We start from the raw sequence: 16,819 nt of genomic DNA on the forward strand, positions 1-16,819 counted from the left end.
AGCGATGGCTCGGTAACAGTGGGACGAAGCGAGCTTGCAGGGAACAGTCACGCTGTGATCTGGACCGCGCCCAACGCACTTATGGATCTGGCAACCCTTGGCGGTTTGTCATCGAGCGCAGCGGATGTAAATGCCGACGGTTCGGTGGTCGTGGGCAGTTCACAGATCAATAGCGGCGAAAACCGCGCCTTTCGCTGGACCAACATGACCGGGATGGTAAACCTCGGCGTGTTGACCGGAGAAACCAACAGCTTCGCCACAGGCGTCAGCGACGACGGCAACACCGTAGTCGGAACTAGCGGCAACCGCGCATTCATCTGGAACGAGTCCTTCGTGTTACCCGGCTTGGCCGGTATGCAAGACCTCAACTACTTGCAAACTTCCATCATCCGCAGCGCCGTCACCGTCAGCCATCTGACCGCCAGCCAAAACCGCCGCCTGCGCGACCTCGCTCAGGAACAATGCCAACCCGGCGCCGCGCAGACTTATTGCTTGAGCCTGGGCAGTCAGAACTACCGCGGTGATGCCGACAGCAGCGCCACGCAAAAGAACCTCAACCTGGCCGCCGGCATGCGCCTTAATGAGCAGTACTCGGCGGGCGTCACCGGTAGCCTGGGCCGCGCGGATTTGAACGTGCAAAGCGCCGAGCAGAAAAAGGCGTTCGCGTTGGGTGTGTGGGGCGCGTTCCAGCAAAACGCGGATGACACCGGCTGGGGCGCCGCCGCCAGCGTGGCCGTCGGCCAGAGCCAGAACAGCTTTGATCGCGGCATGGCACTGACCGACGTGCAGCGCGCCCGCGCCAATCTGGATCTCACCGGCACGGCCTTGCGCGTGGCGGGCAACTTTGGCATACGCGTGAATACGCCGCTGGGTGATTCGCTGATTACGCCGGAAGTTGCCCTGAGCCACGTCAGCACCCACCAAGACGGCTTCACCGAACGCGGCGTGGCCTTTCCTCTGACGGTTAAAGGTTCGACCGAGCAGCGCACCTACGCCACCTTCGGTGTGCGCAGCGCCACTCAAGTCAGCCCGAAAGGCACGCTGAACCTGGCGTTGGCTGTCGACACCTTGCTGAGCGATAACACGCAAGGCATCGAAGGCCGCTCGAAGGTGCCGGGCTTAAGCCGCTTCAACCTCGACAGCAGCGTGGATCAACGGCGTGTCATTCCCACGGCCACGGTCGGTTACAGCCACGCGCTCACGGCTAATTCCGCGTTGGGCGGCGGCGTGCAGGTGGCAACGTCCACTCATCAGGACGGTGCTCCGCTGTTCGGGCTGGGTATGCAATACCGCTATTCGTTCTAAGACGCTATCTGAAAAAGAGATAGCTCGCCTTCCCCCGCGTTAAAACTCATGGCAAGGTCGCCAATCGACCTTGCCGCGAGCTGCCTCCCATGATGACCCTGCGCCAGATCCGCCATTTCATTGCGGTGGCTGAAACCGGCTCCATCTCCTCTGCCGCCCAGGCAGTGTTTATCTCTCAATCCACGCTGACGCTGGCCATTCAGCAACTGGAGCAGGAAATCGGCGTCAGCCTGTTCAATCGCCACGCCAAGGGCATGACCCTGACGCACCAGGGCCACCAGTTTCTGCGCCAAGCGCACCTGATTCTGGCGACCGTGGACAACGCTAAACGCAGCCTGCAACAGAGCACCGACCAAGTCGCCGGCCAGCTCACCATCGGCGTGACTGGGCTGGTGGCCGGTTATTACCTGGCCGATTTGATTACCCGTTTCCAACGCGCCTACCCAAATGTGGAAATCCGCGTAATGGAAGATGAGCGCCCGTATATCGAGCATTTGCTGGTGAGCGGGGAAATCGACGTAGGCGTGCTGATTCTGTCCAACCTCGAAGACCGCCACGCCCTGCAAACCGAGGTGCTCACCCATTCGCCGCTGCGCCTGTGGCTGCCGCCGCAACATCCGCTGCTGGAGCACGACAGCATCAGCCTGGCCGATGTGGCGAAGGAGCCGATGATTCAGCTGAATGTCGATGAAATGGGCCTGAACGCCCAGCGCATCTGGTCGCGCGCCGGCTTGCAGCCGAACGTGACGTTGCGCACCGGCTCCACCGAAGCGGTGCGCAGCCTGGTGGCGGCGGGGTTGGGGCTGTCTATTCAGCCGGATATGACGTACCGGCCGTGGTCGCTGGAGGGCGACATTATCGAGGCGCGGGCGGTGGTGGATTTAACCCAGACGCTGGACGTCGGTCTGGCCTGGCGGCGAGGCACGGCGCGGCCTGCGCTGGTCGACCCGTTCCTTACGGTCGCCCGCGAGCAGCTCAATAACCGCAGGCCATCTATTTAATCGAACGCGGCGTTCGGTATTTAGAATTTGTCGCCTACCTTACGGCCCACTAGTCTCTGTTGCCATTCGTATCAAGGCGTTTCAAGGCTCGCCCGAGCCCTCAGCGCCTTAGAAAACAACAACAGTGAGCGAACTCGATGGCCGGTGCCGCCCCTTCCCCAACGTTTTGCAGCGCCCTATTGATCGATGGCCAGCTCGTCGCCGGTGAAGGTTTTGTAGAGCCGATTCTGAATCCCGCCACCGGCGAAACCCTTATTCGTATTGCCGAGGCTTCAACCGATCAGGTCGAAGCCGCCATTCATGCTGCCCACCGCGCCTCCGCCGGCTGGGCCCGCACTACCCCGCAACAACGCTCCGTCATCTTGCTGAAGATTGCCGATGCCATCGAGCAGCGCGCTGACCCATTGGCGCAGCTGGAGGCGTTGAACTGCGGCAAGCCGCAGCACCTGGCGCGCCAGGACGACCTGACCGCTGCCGTCGATGTGTTCCGATTCTTCGCCGGCGCCGTGCGCTGCCAGACCGGGCAACTGGCCGGCGAATACCTGCCGGGCTACACCAGCATGGTGCGGCGCGACCCCATTGGCGTGGTTGCCTCGATTGCGCCCTGGAATTACCCGCTGATGATGGCTGCCTGGAAAATCGCCCCGGCGCTGGCGGCTGGCAACACGCTGGTGTTCAAGCCATCCGAACACACGCCGTTGTCGATTCTGAGCCTGGCACCGGTGCTCGCCGAGCTGCTGCCGCCGGGCGTGATCAACATTATTTGTGGCGGCGGCGAAAGCGTCGGCAGCCATTTGGTCAGCCATCCGAAGGTGCGCATGGTGTCGCTCACGGGCGACATCGTCACCGGCCAGAAAATTCTTCAGGCCGCCGCCAAAAGCGTAAAGCGCACGCACCTGGAGTTGGGCGGCAAAGCGCCGGTGATTGTGTGCAACGACGCCGACCTGAAAGCCGTGGTCGACGGCGTGCGCACCTACGGCTACTACAACGCCGGCCAGGACTGCACCGCCGCTTGCCGCATCTATGCGCAAGCCGGCATTCACGACCGCCTGGTGGCCGAACTGGGCGACGCCGTCAGCAGTCTGCGCTTTGCCAGAAAACGCGACGCCGACAACGAGATCGGCCCGCTGATCAGCGCCCGCCAGCGCGACCGCGTGGCCAGTTTTGTCGAGCGCGCCCTGGGCCAACCGCACATCGAACGCGTGACCGGCGCCGCGGTGCATTCAGGCCCTGGCTTTTACTACCAGCCGACGCTGCTGGCCGGCTGCAAACAGAGCGACGAAATTGTTCAGCGCGAAGTGTTTGGCCCGGTGGTCACCGTGACCCGCTTCGACGAGTTGAGCCAGGCGGTGGACTGGGCCAACGACTCCGAATACGGCCTGGCCTCCTCGGTGTGGACGCAAAACCTCGACAAAGCCATGCAGGTCGCCGCCCGTTTGCAGTACGGCTGCACCTGGATCAACAGCCACTTCTTGCTGGTCAGCGAAATGCCCCACGGCGGGCTGAAGCGCTCGGGTTACGGCAAGGATTTATCCAGCGACTCGCTGGAGGATTACACCGTGGTGCGCCACATCATGGCGCGCCACGGCCAACTGACCGATTGATTGACGCAAGCCCCAACCAGCTCGGCTTAGACCGGGCGGTTAAACAACAAGAAGTCCCGTAACACGACGTTCAACTGCCCCAATAAAACAGAGAAGAGGGATACCTAAATGTTCGTGAAAAAAACCGCTTTATTAAGTGCGCTCACCACCGCCCTGCTGGCCAGCGCCAGCTTGCAAGCGGCCGAAACGCTGAAGGCTGTCGGTGCTGGCGAAGGCGCGCTGGATATCATCGCCTGGCCTGGTTACATCGAACGCGGCGAGACCGACAAGAACTACGACTGGGTGACCCAGTTCGAGAAAGACAGCGGCTGCAAAGTGAACGTGAAAACCGCCGCCACCTCGGACGAAATGGTCAGCCTCATGACCAAGGGCGGCTACGACCTGGTCACCGCCTCCGGCGATGCCTCGCTGCGCCTGATTTATGGCAAGCGTGTGCAGCCGATCAACCCGGAATTGATCCCCAACTGGAAAACCCTCGACGGCCGTCTCAAAGACGCGCCGTGGTACGTGGTCGATGGCAAAACCTACGGCGCGCCCTACCAATGGGGCCCGAACGTGCTGATGTACAACACCAACGTGTTCAAGAAAGCGCCGGACAGCTGGAGCGTGTTGTTCGAGGCCCAAGACCTGCCCGACGGCAAGCCAAACAAAGGCCGCGTGCAAGCCTACGACGGCCCGATCTACATCGCCGACGCCGCCCTGTACCTGAAAAACGCCAAGCCTGAACTGAAGATCAACGACCCTTACGAACTCAACGAAACCCAGTACAAGGCCGTGCTCGACGTGCTGCGCAAACAGCACGAGCTGATCCACCGCTACTGGCACGACACCACCGTGCAAATGAGTGACTTCAAAAACGAAGGCGTGGTGGCCTCCAGCGCCTGGCCGTATCAAGCCAACGCCCTGAAAGGCGAAGGCCAGCCGATTGCCACCGTGTTCCCGAAAGAAGGCGTCACCGGCTGGGCCGACACCACCATGTTGCACGCCGAAGCCAAGCACCCGAACTGCGCTTACAAGTGGATGAACTGGTCGTTGGAACCGAAAGTACAAGGTGACCTCGCCGCCTGGTTCGGCTCGGTGCCTGCGGTGCCGGTGGCGTGTAAATCCAGCGAGTTGCTGGGCGCTGAAGGTTGCGCGGTGAACGGCTACGACCAGTTCGACAAGATCGCCTTCTGGAAGACGCCGCAGGCTAAGTGCAAGACGCAGGATGCGTGTGTTCCGTATTCCAAATGGACGCAGGATTTCATTTCGATCATGGGCGGGCGTTAAACCGCTGCCCTCTCCCCCCGCCCCTCTCCCGCGAGCGGGCGAGGGGAGCTAAACCTCGTTTGACGCAAAGGCGCCGATTAGGCCCCCTCGCCCGCCTGCGGGAGAGGGCGGGGGGAGAGGGTTCGCCCGGCCTCCTCGATTAAGAAATCGTTTCGCGCTTCACCCCGGAGTTCCCCGCTATGACCCCTGCTGTGCAATTCACCGATGTGTCCCGCGTGTTCGGCGACGTCAAGGCTGTGGACCGTGTGTCCATCGACATTCAGGACGGTGAGTTTTTTTCCATGCTCGGCCCCTCCGGCTCGGGCAAGACCACGTGCTTGCGGCTGATTGCCGGTTTCGAGCAGCCGAGCACGGGCTCTATCCGCATTCATGGTGTCGAGGCCGTCGGCCTGGCGCCCTATCAGCGCGATGTGAATACGGTGTTTCAGGATTACGCCCTGTTTCCCCACATGAACGTGCGCGACAACGTGGCCTACGGTTTGAAGGTTAAAGGCGTCGGCAAGAGCGAGCGCTTGAGCCGCGCCGAAGAAGCCTTGGGCATGGTGGCGTTAGCCGGTTACGGGGAGCGCAAGCCGGTGCAGTTGTCAGGCGGGCAACGCCAGCGCGTGGCCTTGGCCCGTGCGTTGGTCAATCGGCCACGCGTGTTGCTGCTCGACGAACCCCTCGGCGCGCTGGATTTGAAGCTGCGCGAGCAGATGCAAAGCGAGCTGAAGAAGCTGCAGCGCCAGCTCGGCATCACCTTTATTTTCGTCACCCACGACCAGACCGAAGCGCTGTCGATGTCCGACCGCGTGGCGGTGTTCAACAAGGGCCGCATTGAGCAGGTCGACACCCCGCGCAATCTCTATATGAAACCGGCCACGCCGTTTGTGGCCGAGTTTGTCGGCACCTCGAATGTGCTGCGCGGCGAGTTGGCGCAATTGCTGACTGGCAGCGCGGCGCCCTTCTCGATTCGCCCGGAACACATCCGTTTGCAAGAGGCGGCGGGCAGTGATGCCAACGCCACCGAAGTGCTGGTCACCGGCCTGCTGCACGATGTGCAGTACCAAGGCGCCGCCACGCGCTTTGAAGTACGCCTGGAAAACGGCCAGAACCTCAGCGTGACCCAGGCCAATAATCAGTGGCAGCAAAGCGCGCCGGCGTTTCAGCCCGGGCAGCAAGTGAGCGTGCGCTGGGCCCGCGAGGCCATGGTGGCGCTGGTTGATGGGGAGGCTCGCTGATATGAGCGCCCTCGCTACGCCCTTGGCTGAACGCCGCCCTGGCGGGTTGCTGCACGGGTTGTCGAACGTGCTGTACCGCAAGCCCAATCTGTATTTGGCGATGCTGTTGGTGCCGCCGCTGCTGTGGTTCGGCGTGATCTATTTCGCCCCGCTGCTGACCTTTCTCTGGCAGGGCGTGTACACCTACGACGAAATGGCCATGGCCGCCACGCCGGACCTGACCTGGGCCAACCTGGCCGCGCTGTTCGAGCCGGCCAACTACGACATCATTCTGCGCACCGTGACCATGGCCATCGCCGTGTCGCTGGCCAGCGCTGCGCTGGCCTTTCCCATCGCCTATTACATGGCGCGCTACACCACGGGCAAAACCAAGGCGTTCTTTTACATCGCGGTGATGCTGCCGATGTGGGCCAGTTACATCGTCAAGGCCTACGCCTGGACGCTGCTGTTGGCCAAGGGCGGCGTGGCGCAGTGGTTCGTGGAGCAGCTGCATTTGGGGCCGGTGTTGCAATTCATTCTGGGCATTGCGGGCATTGGCGGCAGCACCTTGTCGACCTCGCAGCTGGGCCGCTTTCTGGTGTTTGTGTACATCTGGCTGCCGTTCATGATTCTGCCGATCCAGGCCTCGCTGGAGCGGTTGCCGCCCTCGCTGTTGCAGGCGTCGGCCGACCTTGGCGCGCGCCCTGCGCAAACCTTTATGCAGGTGATTCTGCCGCTGTCGGTGCCGGGCATTGCTGCCGGTTCGATCTTCACCTTCAGCCTCACCCTGGGCGATTTCATCGTGCCGCAGCTGGTGGGCCCGCCCGGGTTGTTTATCGGCAACATGGTTTATACCCAGCAAGGTTCGATCGGCAACATGCCGATGGCCGCCGCGTTCACCTTGGTGCCGATCGTGTTGATCGCCGTGTACCTGTCCATCGTTAAACGATTGGGGGCTTTCGATGCGCTCTGACGCTTCAGCTTCGCTGCCGCTGAAAATGGCGGCCTGGGGCGGGTTGGTATTTTTGCACTTCCCGATCCTGATCATCTTTATGTACGCCTTCAACACCGAGCAGTCGGCGTTCAGCTTTCCGCCGCAGGGCTTCACGCTGCACTGGTTCAGCGTCGCCTTCGCGCGGCCGGATGTGCTGGAGGCGATCAAGCTGAGCGCGCAGATCGCCTGCCTGGCCACGCTGATCGCCATGGTGCTCGGCACCCTCGCAGCCGCCGCGCTGTACCGGCGCGATTTCTTCGGCAAGGAAGGCGTGTCGCTGATGCTGATTCTGCCCATCGCCCTGCCCGGCATCGTGACGGGTCTGGCGCTGCTGACGGCGTTCAAAGCCTTTGGCATCGAGCCGGGCATTTTCACCATCGTGGTGGGCCACGCCACGTTCTGCGTGGTGATTGTTTACAACAACGTGATCGCCCGTTTTCGCCGTACTTCCCACAGCCTGATCGAAGCCTCGATGGACCTGGGCGCCGACGGCTGGCAGACGTTCCGCTACATCATTTTGCCGAACCTCAGCTCGGCGTTACTGGCCGGCGGCATGTTGGCGTTTGCGCTGTCGTTCGACGAAATCATCGTCACCACCTTTACCGCTGGCCACGAACGCACCTTGCCGCTGTGGCTGCTCAACCAACTCAGCCGCCCGCGCGACGTGCCGGTGACCAACGTGGTCGCCATGCTCGTGATGCTGGTGACCATGCTGCCGATTCTGGGCGCGTATTACCTCACCAAGGGTGGGGAAAGCGTGGCCGGTAGCGGCGGGAAATAAAAGCGAACTTGCGGGCTTTTGTAGGAGAGGCTTTTAGCCTCGAGCGGTTAAAAACTCGAGGCTAAAGCCTCTCCTACAGGGTCCTTACACAGACCTGAAAAAGGGGAATTAGCCATGCAAACCAAACTGCTGATCAACGGCCAACTGGTCGCCGGCGAAGGCGCCGCGCAAGCGGTATTAAATCCCTCGCTGGGCACCGAGCTGGTGAGCATCAATGAGGCCAGCGAAGCCCAGGTGGACGCCGCTGTGCGCGCCGCCGATGCCGCGTTCGACAGCTGGTCGCAAACCGCGCCGAAAGACCGTTCGCTGTTGCTGCTAAAGCTCGCCGATGTGATCGACGCCAACGCCGAAGAACTGGCGCGCCTCGAATCACAAAACTGCGGCAAGCCCTATAACGCCGCGCTGAATGACGAGCTGCCGGCAATTGCCGATGTGTTCCGCTTCTTCGCCGGCGCCAGCCGCGTGATGGGTGGCTCGGCCGCTGGTGAATACCTGCCAGGCCATACCTCGATGATTCGCCGCGATCCGGTCGGCGTGGTCGCCTCCATCGCGCCGTGGAACTACCCGCTGATGATGGCCGCCTGGAAACTCGGCCCGGCCCTGGCCGCCGGCAATACGGTGGTGCTCAAGCCGTCTGAGCAAACGCCGCTGACCGCCTTGCGCCTGGCCGAACTGGCCGCTGACATTTTCCCCGCTGGCGTGCTCAACGTGGTGTTCGGCCGTGGCCCAAGCGTGGGCGCGCCGCTGACCGGTCACCCGAAAGTGCGCATGGTGTCGCTGACTGGTTCGGTGGCGACGGGCAGCAACATCATCGCCAGCACCGCCGACACCGTGAAGCGCATGCACATGGAATTGGGCGGCAAGGCGCCGGTGGTGATTTTCGATGACGCCGATATCGACGCCGCCGTGGAAGGCATCCGCACCTTCGGCTTCTACAACGCCGGACAAGATTGCACCGCCGCCTGCCGCATCTACGCGCAAAAAGGCATCTACGAAAAATTCGTGACCAAGCTGGCCGAGGCCGTGAGCACCATTAGATACGGCGTGCAGGATGACGACAGCACCGAGCTTGGCCCGCTGATCACGCAGCAGCACCTGGACCGCGTAGCCGGTTTCGTTGAGCGTGCCCGCGCCATTCCCCATATCAAAGTGCTTACCGGCGGCAAGAAGGTCGACGGCCCGGGCTTCTTCTTCGAACCGACCGTGCTGGCCGGCGCGTTGCAGGATGACGAAGTGGTGCGCCGCGAGATTTTCGGCCCCGTGGTGTCGGTCACCGAGTTCAACGACGAAGCCCAGGCGCTGGCGTGGGCCAACGACTCCGATTACGGCCTGGCGTCCTCCGTGTGGACCCAGGATGTCGGCCGCGCCCACCGCTTTGCCGCCCGCCTGCAATACGGCTGCACCTGGGTGAACACGCACTTCATGCTGGTCAGCGAAATGCCCCACGGCGGCCAAAAGCTGTCGGGCTACGGCAAAGACATGTCCATGTACGGCCTGGAGGACTACACCACCGTGCGGCATGTGATGTTCAAACATTAAGGAAAGCCTGTAGGAGAGGCTTCAGTCTCGATTGGCCCGACATAACGCGCCCAAGCGCATCGAGGCTAAAGCCTCTCCTACATAAGGTCTTTGCAAGGTTTTATCCCCACTTTTCACCGTCCCGGCCGTTGCTGGCGTGCGCAGCAGCGGTGGTGAGCCGTGGCCGTTTGCGGGTGCGCAATGCCAATAACGACAGCCCAACCGGGCACATAAATAAATAGCTGCCATCACCTCGAGGAGCACTAAAAATGAGCGATCAATTCGCCGACAGCGACGCGGAGCAATTACGCGCGCTGGGCTATACGTCCAACTTCAAACGCAGCATGAGCGTGACGGAAAACTTCGCGCTGGGCTTTACCTACCTGTCGCCCGTGGTGGGCGTGTACACCCTGTTTGGCCTGTGCCTGGCAGCCGGCGGCCCGCCGATGTTCTGGGCCTATTTGCTGGTCGGCCTTGGGCAAATGCTGGTGTGCCTGGTGTTTGGCGAAGTGGTGTCGCAGTTCCCGATTTCCGGCGGCGTCTATCCGTGGGCACGCCGGTTGGTGGGCAAGCGCTGGGCCTGGATGGTCGGCTGGGTGTACGCCTGGGCATTGGTGGTGACCATTGCCGCCGTGGCCGTGGGCGCGGGGCCGTACATGGCGGCCATGCTCGGTTTCGAGCCAAGCAATAACACCAACATCGGTATCGCCCTGGTGCTGACGGTCATCGCCACGGTGGTCAACCTCAGCGGCACCAAGGTGCTGGCGCGCATCGCCATGTTCGGCTTTATCTGCGAACTGCTGGGCGCGTTGGTGGTGGGCATCTACTTGCTGATTTTCGAGCGTCATCAGCCGTTCAGCGTGTTGTTCAACACGTTCGATATCAGCATCGACGGCTCGTACCTGCCGGCCTTCCTCACTGCCTCGCTGGCGGGCATGTTCCTGTACTACGGCTTCGAGGCCTGCGGCGACGTGGCCGAGGAAACACCGAACCCGAGCAAGAGCATTCCCAAAGCCATGCGCATGACCATCTACGTCGGCGGCATCGCGGCCATGTTCGCCTGCCTGGCGTTGATTCTGGCGGTGCCAGACATGGCTGCCGTGATCAACGGCACCGACGCCGACCCGGTCACCACCATTCTCAACAACGCCTTCGGTGCCACGGGCTCGAAAGTGGTGATGGCAGTGGTCATGGTCTCGTTCATCTCCTGCGTGCTGAGTCTGCAAGCGGCGGCCAGTCGCCTGCTGTATTCGTATGCCCGTGACGAAATGATCATCGGCAGCAGCCTGTTGAAAAAACTGTCGCCGACCACCCATGTACCGACCACGGCGTTGCTGGTGTGCGGCGTGTTGCCGGCCATCGTCATCTGCCTGGGCTTTGTGCTGCAAGACGCCATCGCCACCATCGTCAGCTTTGCTGCCATCGGCATTTACCTGGCGTTCCAGATGATTGTCAGCGGCGCCTTGTTTGCCCGCCTGCGTGGCTGGAAACCCAGCGGTGCGTTCACCCTCGGCGGCTGGGGCATGCTGGTGAATATCGGCGCGTTGATCTACGGCGTGCTGGCGATCATCAACATGGCCTGGCCGCGCTCGCCGGATGCGGCTTGGTACGTGAACTACGGCATGCCGTTGTCCACCGCCATCGTGATTGGCCTGGGCGTGATTTACATGGTGCTGCGCAAGCCGTACGAACATGGCACTGCGCCAGCCGGCGATGCCTGGAAACTCAACAAGTAAAACCGCTAATGCCCGGTTCACGCCGGGCCCAGCGTGGCAGGATGTTTGTGCTTACGAGGTGCGCGCGATTGCGCGCCTCGTAATACAAGAGGCATGATGCGGCGAAGGCACCCACCGTCAGCTCGGAGCAGCCGGCAGTGACCGCTGCTCATGGAAGATGCCATGCCACACTCGATTTCGCGCCAAGGTCGGCCAATCCCCTCTCAGCGTTCAACACGACGGCCGTTCTGGCTGCTGGTGTTGTTTTTGCCGTGGTTTGCCAGTCAAAGCAGCCAGGCTGCCGTGCCGCCGCCGGCACATTTGCAGACCATCGATTTTCAGCTGCGCTGGAAACACCAATTCCAATTCGCCGGTTATTACGCCGCCATCGCCCAGGGTTATTACCGTGAGGAAGGCTTCGACGTGCGCCTGCATGAGGGCGCGCCGGGCAAAACGCCGGTCGAAGAAGTGCTGGCCGGGCGGGCGCTGTATGGCGAGTCCAACAGCGAGTTGCTGTTCGAGCGTTTGAACGGCAAACCGCTGGTGGCGCTGGCGGCCATTTTTCAGCATTCGCCTTCGGTGCTGCTGGCGCGCTCGGATGCCGGCATTCACACGGTGCACGATCTGGTCGGCAAGCGCGTGATGCTGATGAACGCGCAAACCGATGCCGACTTTCTCACCATGTTCAGCCGCGAAGGCATCGACCCCGCCAGCCTCGACTTGCAGCCCAGCAGTTACGACGTCAACGACCTGGTGAGCGGCAAGGTGCAGGCGTTCAATTCATACCTCACCAACGAGCCGTTTTACCTGCAACAGCACAACGTGGCTTACACCGTGCTGTCGCCGGCCACCTACGGCATCGATTTCTACAGCGACATTCTGTTCACCACCGAGGCCGAAGCCACCGACAACCCTATCCGCGTGGCCGCGTTTCGCCGCGCCACCTTGCGCGGCTGGCGGTACGCGATGGATCACCCGGACGAAATCATCGATCTGCTGCTGACCAAGTATCAGGTGAACAAAACCCGCGAACACCTTCAGTTCGAAGCGCAGGCAATGCGCGGCCTGATTCTTCCCGACCTGGTGGACATCGGCCACATGAACCCCGGCCGCTGGCTGCGCATGGCCGAAGCGTTCAAAGAACAGAACATGGTGGCGAACATGAGCCGCCTGGACGGCTTTCTCTACGACCCCAACCCGCCGCAACTGGTGGAACGGCTGCGCACCATCATCATGCTCATCAGCATTGGCTGCGCCGCCATTCTGGTGGTGGTGCTGATTTTGCTCAGCAGTCAGCGTCGACTGCAGCGCGAGATTGCCCGGCGCATCGTCGCCGAGGAAGAAGTGCGCGCCTTGGCGTTCCACGACTCGCTCACCGGCCTGCCAAACCGCAACAGCTTTATTCCCTACGCCACGCAAAAGCTGCTGACCGCCAAGCGCAACGATGAGCGCCTGGCCCTGTGTTACCTGGACCTGAACAAATTTAAGGAAATTAACGACTCCTACGGCCACCAGGCCGGCGATGCGATTCTGGTGCACGCGGCGCAAGCCATCAGTGCCAACATTCGCGAGGCCGACATGGCCGCGCGCATGGGCGGCGACGAGTTTGTGGTGCTGCTTGACGGCGTGCACGACGCCGATGACATCTACCGCCTCACCGAGCAGATTTCCCACGCCATCGCCCAGCCCATGCTTTGGCAGGGTCGAGAACTGAGCGTGACGTGCAGCCTGGGCGTGGCGATTTATCCGCAAGCGGGCGAGCAGCTGGACGAGCTGATGTCCAAAGCCGACTCGGCGATGTTCTATAAAAAAGCCGCGATGCTGGCCCTGCGCTAGGGCCGCTGCCAGTCAACTAGCCTGAACCATCTGCGGCCCAAGCCGGTCCACCCTTTCAGTTACCTCTGATTGAAGGAACGGCTATGAACACGCAAAAACGCTACGTCCCGCAGGAAATCGACGACATCGAAGACCGCATGGGTTCCATCGAGCAGTTGGACTTCGACGACCGCAACGATGAGCGCAGCGGCCAGGTAGGCGACCTTAAATCCCCGGAAGAAATCGCCCGTGAGCAGCCGGCCAAGCGCGTGCGTGAAGCCGGCCAGAGCGGCGGCGAAACGTTGGGCATCGGTGAAAACGAAGACGGCGTGAGCATGGACGACCTGAGCCCGGAAACCCTGATCGACGAAACCGGCGCCCGCTCACCCAACGAGCCAGGCGGTAGCACGGCGGCAGATTGGGATTTGAGCATTGTCGATGAGGCGGATATCGGCGAGGGCTATGGGCTGGATGAGGAAGAGTTGGCGCATGTGAAGCCGTTGGATGGGAAGCCGGAGTAGATCGGTTTTGTAATCCGTCGCTGCTTTCGCGTGGGGTTAGTGGGCTGTGCACGTCGCGCCATTCTGGATCCCTGCGTGCGCGAGGATGACGGGGGGGTTGATAAGAACGCCGTCATCCTCGCGAAGGCGGCGGTTCGACGACTCGAGATCCAGAATCGATCGGCTGACGGTGATTGCCCGACAAGCCTCAAGTGCCCCCCTACCGCGCAGCAATATGCGCAATCATCAACTGCACCGTCTCCTGCCCGCGATACTCGTTAACGTCCAGCTTGTAAGCCAACTCCACCCAGCGCACGGTGGGGTTCGGCCATACCTCGCGGTCGATGCCAAACGCGATGCCGTCCAGCTGCACCGAGCCGCACTCGCTTTTGAGCACCACTTTTAAATGCCGCTCGCCGACCACCCGTTGCTGCACCACTTGAAACACGCCATGAAACAACGGCTCTGGGAAATGTTGCCCCCACGGTCCAGCGTTGCGCAGGGCGCGGGCCAGTTCCAGGTGAAACTCTTCCACGGCCAGTGCGCCGTCTGACAGCAGCCGGCCGGTAAGGTCGTCTTCTTGCAGGTGACGGCGCACTTCGGTGTCGAAAGCAGCGGCAAATGCGGTGAAATGTTCTTGCGGCAACGACAGCCCGGCGGCCATGGCGTGACCGCCGAACTTGCTGATCAGGCCAGGGTTTTTGGCGGCCACGGCATCCAGTGCATCGCGAATGTGAAAACCCGGCACCGAACGGGCCGAGCCTTTGAGCACGCCATCGCCGGCATCGGCAAAGGCAATGGTCGGCCGGTGATAGCGCTCTTTCAGGCGCGAGGCGAGGATGCCGATCACCCCTTGGTGCCAGTCTGCTTCGAACAGGCACAGGCCAAACGGCAAGGTGTCCAACGGCAGGTCTTTGAGCTGGGCCAACGCTTCGCGCTGCATGCCTTGCTCGATGGCTTTGCGGTCTTGGTTAAGCTGGTCGAGCTGCACGGCCATGTCGCGCGCCAGGGCTTCGTCTTCGCACAACAGGCATTCGATGCCCAGGCTCATGTCGTCCAGCCGGCCCGCCGCGTTCAGGCGCGGGCCGAGAATAAAGCCCAGGTCGGTGGAAGTGATGCGCTCGGCCGGCCGCCCCGCCACCTCCAGCACCGCACGCAAGCCAGGGCGCGCACGGCCTGCGCGAATCCGGGCGAGGCCTTGGTGCACCAGAATGCGGTTGTTGGCGTCCAGCGGCACCACGTCGGCGACGCTGCCCAAGGCGACCAGGTCGAGCAATTCAGCCAGGTTCGGTTCTTTGATACCGGCACGGGTGAACCAGTCCAGCTCACGCAGCCGGGCACGCAGGGCCAGCAATACATAAAAAATCACGCCAACGCCGGCCAGCGCTTTGCTCGGGAAGGTGCAGCCGTGCTGGTTCGGGTTGACGATGGCGTCGGCGGCGGGCAGTTCAGGGCCGGGCAAGTGGTGGTCGGTGACCAGCACGTTCAACCCGGCAGCCTTGGCCGCCGCCACGCCTTCAACGCTGGAGATGCCGTTGTCCACCGTCAGCAACAACTGCGGCTCGCGCTCCAACGCGACGGCGACAATTTCCGGGGTCAGGCCGTAGCCGTATTCAAAGCGATTGGGCACCAGGTAATCGACGTGGGCCGCGCCCAGCGCCCGCAAGCCGAGCACGCCGACGGTGCTGGCGGTAGCGCCGTCGGCGTCGAAGTCGCCGACGATCAAAATGCGCTGACGCTGCTCCAGCGCCTGCACCAGCAACGCCACAGCGGCGTCGATGCCCATCAGTTGCTGGTAGGGAATCAGCTTGGCCAAGCCTTTATCCAATTCCATGGCGGACTGCACGCCACGGGCGGCATACAAGCGGGTCAGCAAGGGCGGCAGATCGCCGAGGTTGGGCAAGGTGGCAGGTAACGGGCGGGCTTCGATGCGCATGGGTTTTGGCAGGTTCTACACAAGTAAAAAGGCATTCAACGGGGCGACCCCATCACGCGGAGGAGTCGGCGCGGGCGCGCATCAGGCATTCGGCCGGCGGGCACCTTCGATGTTCCAGTGCGGCTCGATTTCGCTGAGGCGCAGTCTAAACCGTTCCACCTGTTCGGAGAAACGCATGGCCAGCCAATGCAGGCCTTGCAGGGTGCTGTCCTGACCAAGGGGCGTGGGCTCAGCGCCAACCAGGCTGTTGGACGCCTCGTTACGCTGCAACAGCAGGCCCACCCGGCCAAAGCGCAGCGCCCGTGCGGTGCGCAGCAGTTGCCGGCGCACCGCCACTTCACGCGGTGTGCAGGCCAGTTCGAAGCCCGCTGCGGGTTGCGAGTTAATGAGCATTTCCAGCGTTTCAAGAATCGAGCGGTGCAGACGTTGCAGCTCTTCCAGGCGCGCGAGCGGCACGCGGGTTTCCTTGGCCACCGACTCCATCAGCGCCCGCGCCTGCACCAGCCGTTGGCTCATGACCACAAAGCGCTGGCCCGTTTGTTCGACGGACTGCGGTTTGCCGTCCAACAGTGCGCCGTAAAGACGCGCGCAGTCGCGCAGGTTGTCGGCCAGGCGATAACGCCACGCGTAGACCGCGTATTGCGGCAGCACGAACGAGAAGGCTACGGCGATGGAAATGCCGATCAGCACGTTGGCGGTGCGCCATAAGCCGGTACTGAAATCCAGATCGCCGTGACCGGCGACGATGACCATGGTGATGGCCGTCAGCAACGCGACATAACCGGGCCGGCCGATGGCGTAGTAGGCACAGGCACCCGCGCTGATCGACATGAGCGTGAAGAACAGCAGCAGCGAACCGGACAGGTTCATCAGCACAATTAACCCCAGCCCGATAGCGGCGCCGAGCATGGTGCCCAGCGCGCGCTCCATGGCTTTCTTGCGCACATTGCCGTAGTGCTGCAACCCGCCGACCACCACCAGCAGCGACACCGAAGCCCACACGCCGTGGGGCAGGTTGATACCCGTGGTTAGAACAACGGTGGCCGCCATGGCCAGGCCCACGCGCACGGCGTGGATCATGTTGGCGTGTTTGTAGCGAACGTAGGGCGAGGTAATCGCCTGTATCAGCCGCGCCAGGCGGCCGCGTCGTTGCGCTGCGGTCGGTGAAGTCTTAGAACCCAT

Annotated in this window: 13 protein-coding genes; 11 read left to right on the forward strand and 2 right to left on the reverse strand. The window is 62.3% G+C overall.

What is annotated here, in order from left to right:
* From AC0IW7_RS02680 to AC0IW7_RS02730, 11 genes are all read left to right on the forward strand, one after another.
* Positions 1 to 1,305 (forward strand): autotransporter domain-containing protein (locus tag AC0IW7_RS02680; RefSeq protein WP_471815612.1); only part of this gene is annotated, 1,305 nt, incomplete at its 5' end.
* Between the two features lie 89 nt (positions 1,306 to 1,394).
* Complete coding sequence (locus tag AC0IW7_RS02685) at positions 1,395 to 2,306, forward strand: LysR family transcriptional regulator (protein ID WP_463541319.1); 912 nt, start codon at positions 1,395 to 1,397, stop codon at positions 2,304 to 2,306.
* Positions 2,307 to 2,443: 137 nt separating this feature from the next.
* Positions 2,444 to 3,910 carry a gamma-aminobutyraldehyde dehydrogenase gene (locus AC0IW7_RS02690; RefSeq protein ID WP_471815613.1) on the forward strand — a complete coding sequence of 489 codons (1,467 nt, stop codon included), beginning with the start codon at positions 2,444 to 2,446 and terminating at the stop codon, positions 3,908 to 3,910.
* Between the two features lie 108 nt (positions 3,911 to 4,018).
* Positions 4,019 to 5,179 carry a putative ABC transporter substrate-binding protein YdcS gene (ydcS, locus tag AC0IW7_RS02695; RefSeq protein WP_471815614.1) on the forward strand — a complete coding sequence of 387 codons (1,161 nt, stop codon included), beginning with the start codon at positions 4,019 to 4,021 and terminating at the stop codon, positions 5,177 to 5,179.
* A 179-nt stretch (positions 5,180 to 5,358) separates the two neighbouring features.
* The gene (locus AC0IW7_RS02700; RefSeq protein WP_471815615.1) at positions 5,359 to 6,399 is read left to right on the forward strand and encodes an ABC transporter ATP-binding protein; all 1,041 of its coding nucleotides are present in this window, start codon (positions 5,359 to 5,361) and stop codon (positions 6,397 to 6,399) included.
* A 1-nt stretch (position 6,400) separates the two neighbouring features.
* Complete coding sequence (locus AC0IW7_RS02705) at positions 6,401 to 7,351, forward strand: ABC transporter permease (RefSeq protein ID WP_471815616.1); 951 nt, start codon at positions 6,401 to 6,403, stop codon at positions 7,349 to 7,351.
* Positions 7,341 to 8,153, forward strand: coding sequence for an ABC transporter permease (locus AC0IW7_RS02710; RefSeq protein ID WP_471815617.1), 813 nt, complete (start codon positions 7,341 to 7,343; stop codon positions 8,151 to 8,153). Before AC0IW7_RS02705 ends, AC0IW7_RS02710 begins: the two co-directional genes overlap by 11 nt.
* Positions 8,154 to 8,267: 114 nt before the next feature.
* A complete protein-coding gene (locus AC0IW7_RS02715; RefSeq protein WP_471815618.1) occupies positions 8,268 to 9,692 on the forward strand; it encodes a gamma-aminobutyraldehyde dehydrogenase in 1,425 nt (474 codons plus the stop codon).
* 248 nt (positions 9,693 to 9,940) lie between these two features.
* A complete protein-coding gene (locus AC0IW7_RS02720; protein ID WP_463551607.1) occupies positions 9,941 to 11,407 on the forward strand; it encodes an APC family permease in 1,467 nt (488 codons plus the stop codon).
* A gap of 162 nt (positions 11,408 to 11,569) precedes the next feature.
* Positions 11,570 to 13,222 (forward strand): ABC transporter substrate-binding protein, encoded by a 1,653-nt coding sequence (locus tag AC0IW7_RS02725; protein ID WP_471815619.1) that lies wholly within the window; start codon positions 11,570 to 11,572, stop codon positions 13,220 to 13,222.
* 83 nt (positions 13,223 to 13,305) lie between these two features.
* Positions 13,306 to 13,722 (forward strand): phosphotransferase system, HPr-related protein, encoded by a 417-nt coding sequence (locus AC0IW7_RS02730; RefSeq protein WP_471815620.1) that lies wholly within the window; start codon positions 13,306 to 13,308, stop codon positions 13,720 to 13,722.
* A 199-nt stretch (positions 13,723 to 13,921) separates the two neighbouring features.
* Here the strand turns inward: AC0IW7_RS02730 and recJ are convergent, their stop codons facing one another.
* Entirely contained in the window at positions 13,922 to 15,637 is a 1,716-nt protein-coding gene (gene recJ / locus AC0IW7_RS02735; protein WP_471815621.1) for a single-stranded-DNA-specific exonuclease RecJ, read from the reverse strand.
* A gap of 81 nt (positions 15,638 to 15,718) precedes the next feature.
* Positions 15,719 to 16,819, reverse strand: coding sequence for an FUSC family protein (locus AC0IW7_RS02740; protein ID WP_471815622.1), 1,101 nt, complete (start codon positions 16,817 to 16,819; stop codon positions 15,719 to 15,721).

Source organism: Pseudomonas sp. AC229 (assembly GCF_979254655.1).

What these genes read in the sequence shown, in the direction of transcription:
- AC0IW7_RS02725 (WP_471815619.1), top strand. Translation starts at nt 11,570, where the DNA reads ATGCCACACTCGATTTCGCGCCAAGGTCGGCCAATCCCCTCTCAGCGT.
- AC0IW7_RS02685 (WP_463541319.1), top strand. Translation starts at nt 1,395, where the DNA reads ATGATGACCCTGCGCCAGATCCGCCATTTCATTGCGGTGGCTGAAACC.
- AC0IW7_RS02710 (WP_471815617.1), top strand. Translation starts at nt 7,341, where the DNA reads ATGCGCTCTGACGCTTCAGCTTCGCTGCCGCTGAAAATGGCGGCCTGG.
- ydcS (WP_471815614.1), top strand. Translation starts at nt 4,019, where the DNA reads ATGTTCGTGAAAAAAACCGCTTTATTAAGTGCGCTCACCACCGCCCTG.
- AC0IW7_RS02730 (WP_471815620.1), top strand. Translation starts at nt 13,306, where the DNA reads ATGAACACGCAAAAACGCTACGTCCCGCAGGAAATCGACGACATCGAA.
- recJ (WP_471815621.1), bottom strand. Translation starts at nt 15,637, where the DNA reads ATGCGCATCGAAGCCCGCCCGTTACCTGCCACCTTGCCCAACCTCGGC.
- AC0IW7_RS02690 (WP_471815613.1), top strand. Translation starts at nt 2,444, where the DNA reads ATGGCCGGTGCCGCCCCTTCCCCAACGTTTTGCAGCGCCCTATTGATC.
- AC0IW7_RS02740 (WP_471815622.1), bottom strand. Translation starts at nt 16,819, where the DNA reads ATGGGTTCTAAGACTTCACCGACCGCAGCGCAACGACGCGGCCGCCTG.
- AC0IW7_RS02700 (WP_471815615.1), top strand. Translation starts at nt 5,359, where the DNA reads ATGACCCCTGCTGTGCAATTCACCGATGTGTCCCGCGTGTTCGGCGAC.
- AC0IW7_RS02720 (WP_463551607.1), top strand. Translation starts at nt 9,941, where the DNA reads ATGAGCGATCAATTCGCCGACAGCGACGCGGAGCAATTACGCGCGCTG.
- AC0IW7_RS02705 (WP_471815616.1), top strand. Translation starts at nt 6,401, where the DNA reads ATGAGCGCCCTCGCTACGCCCTTGGCTGAACGCCGCCCTGGCGGGTTG.
- AC0IW7_RS02715 (WP_471815618.1), top strand. Translation starts at nt 8,268, where the DNA reads ATGCAAACCAAACTGCTGATCAACGGCCAACTGGTCGCCGGCGAAGGC.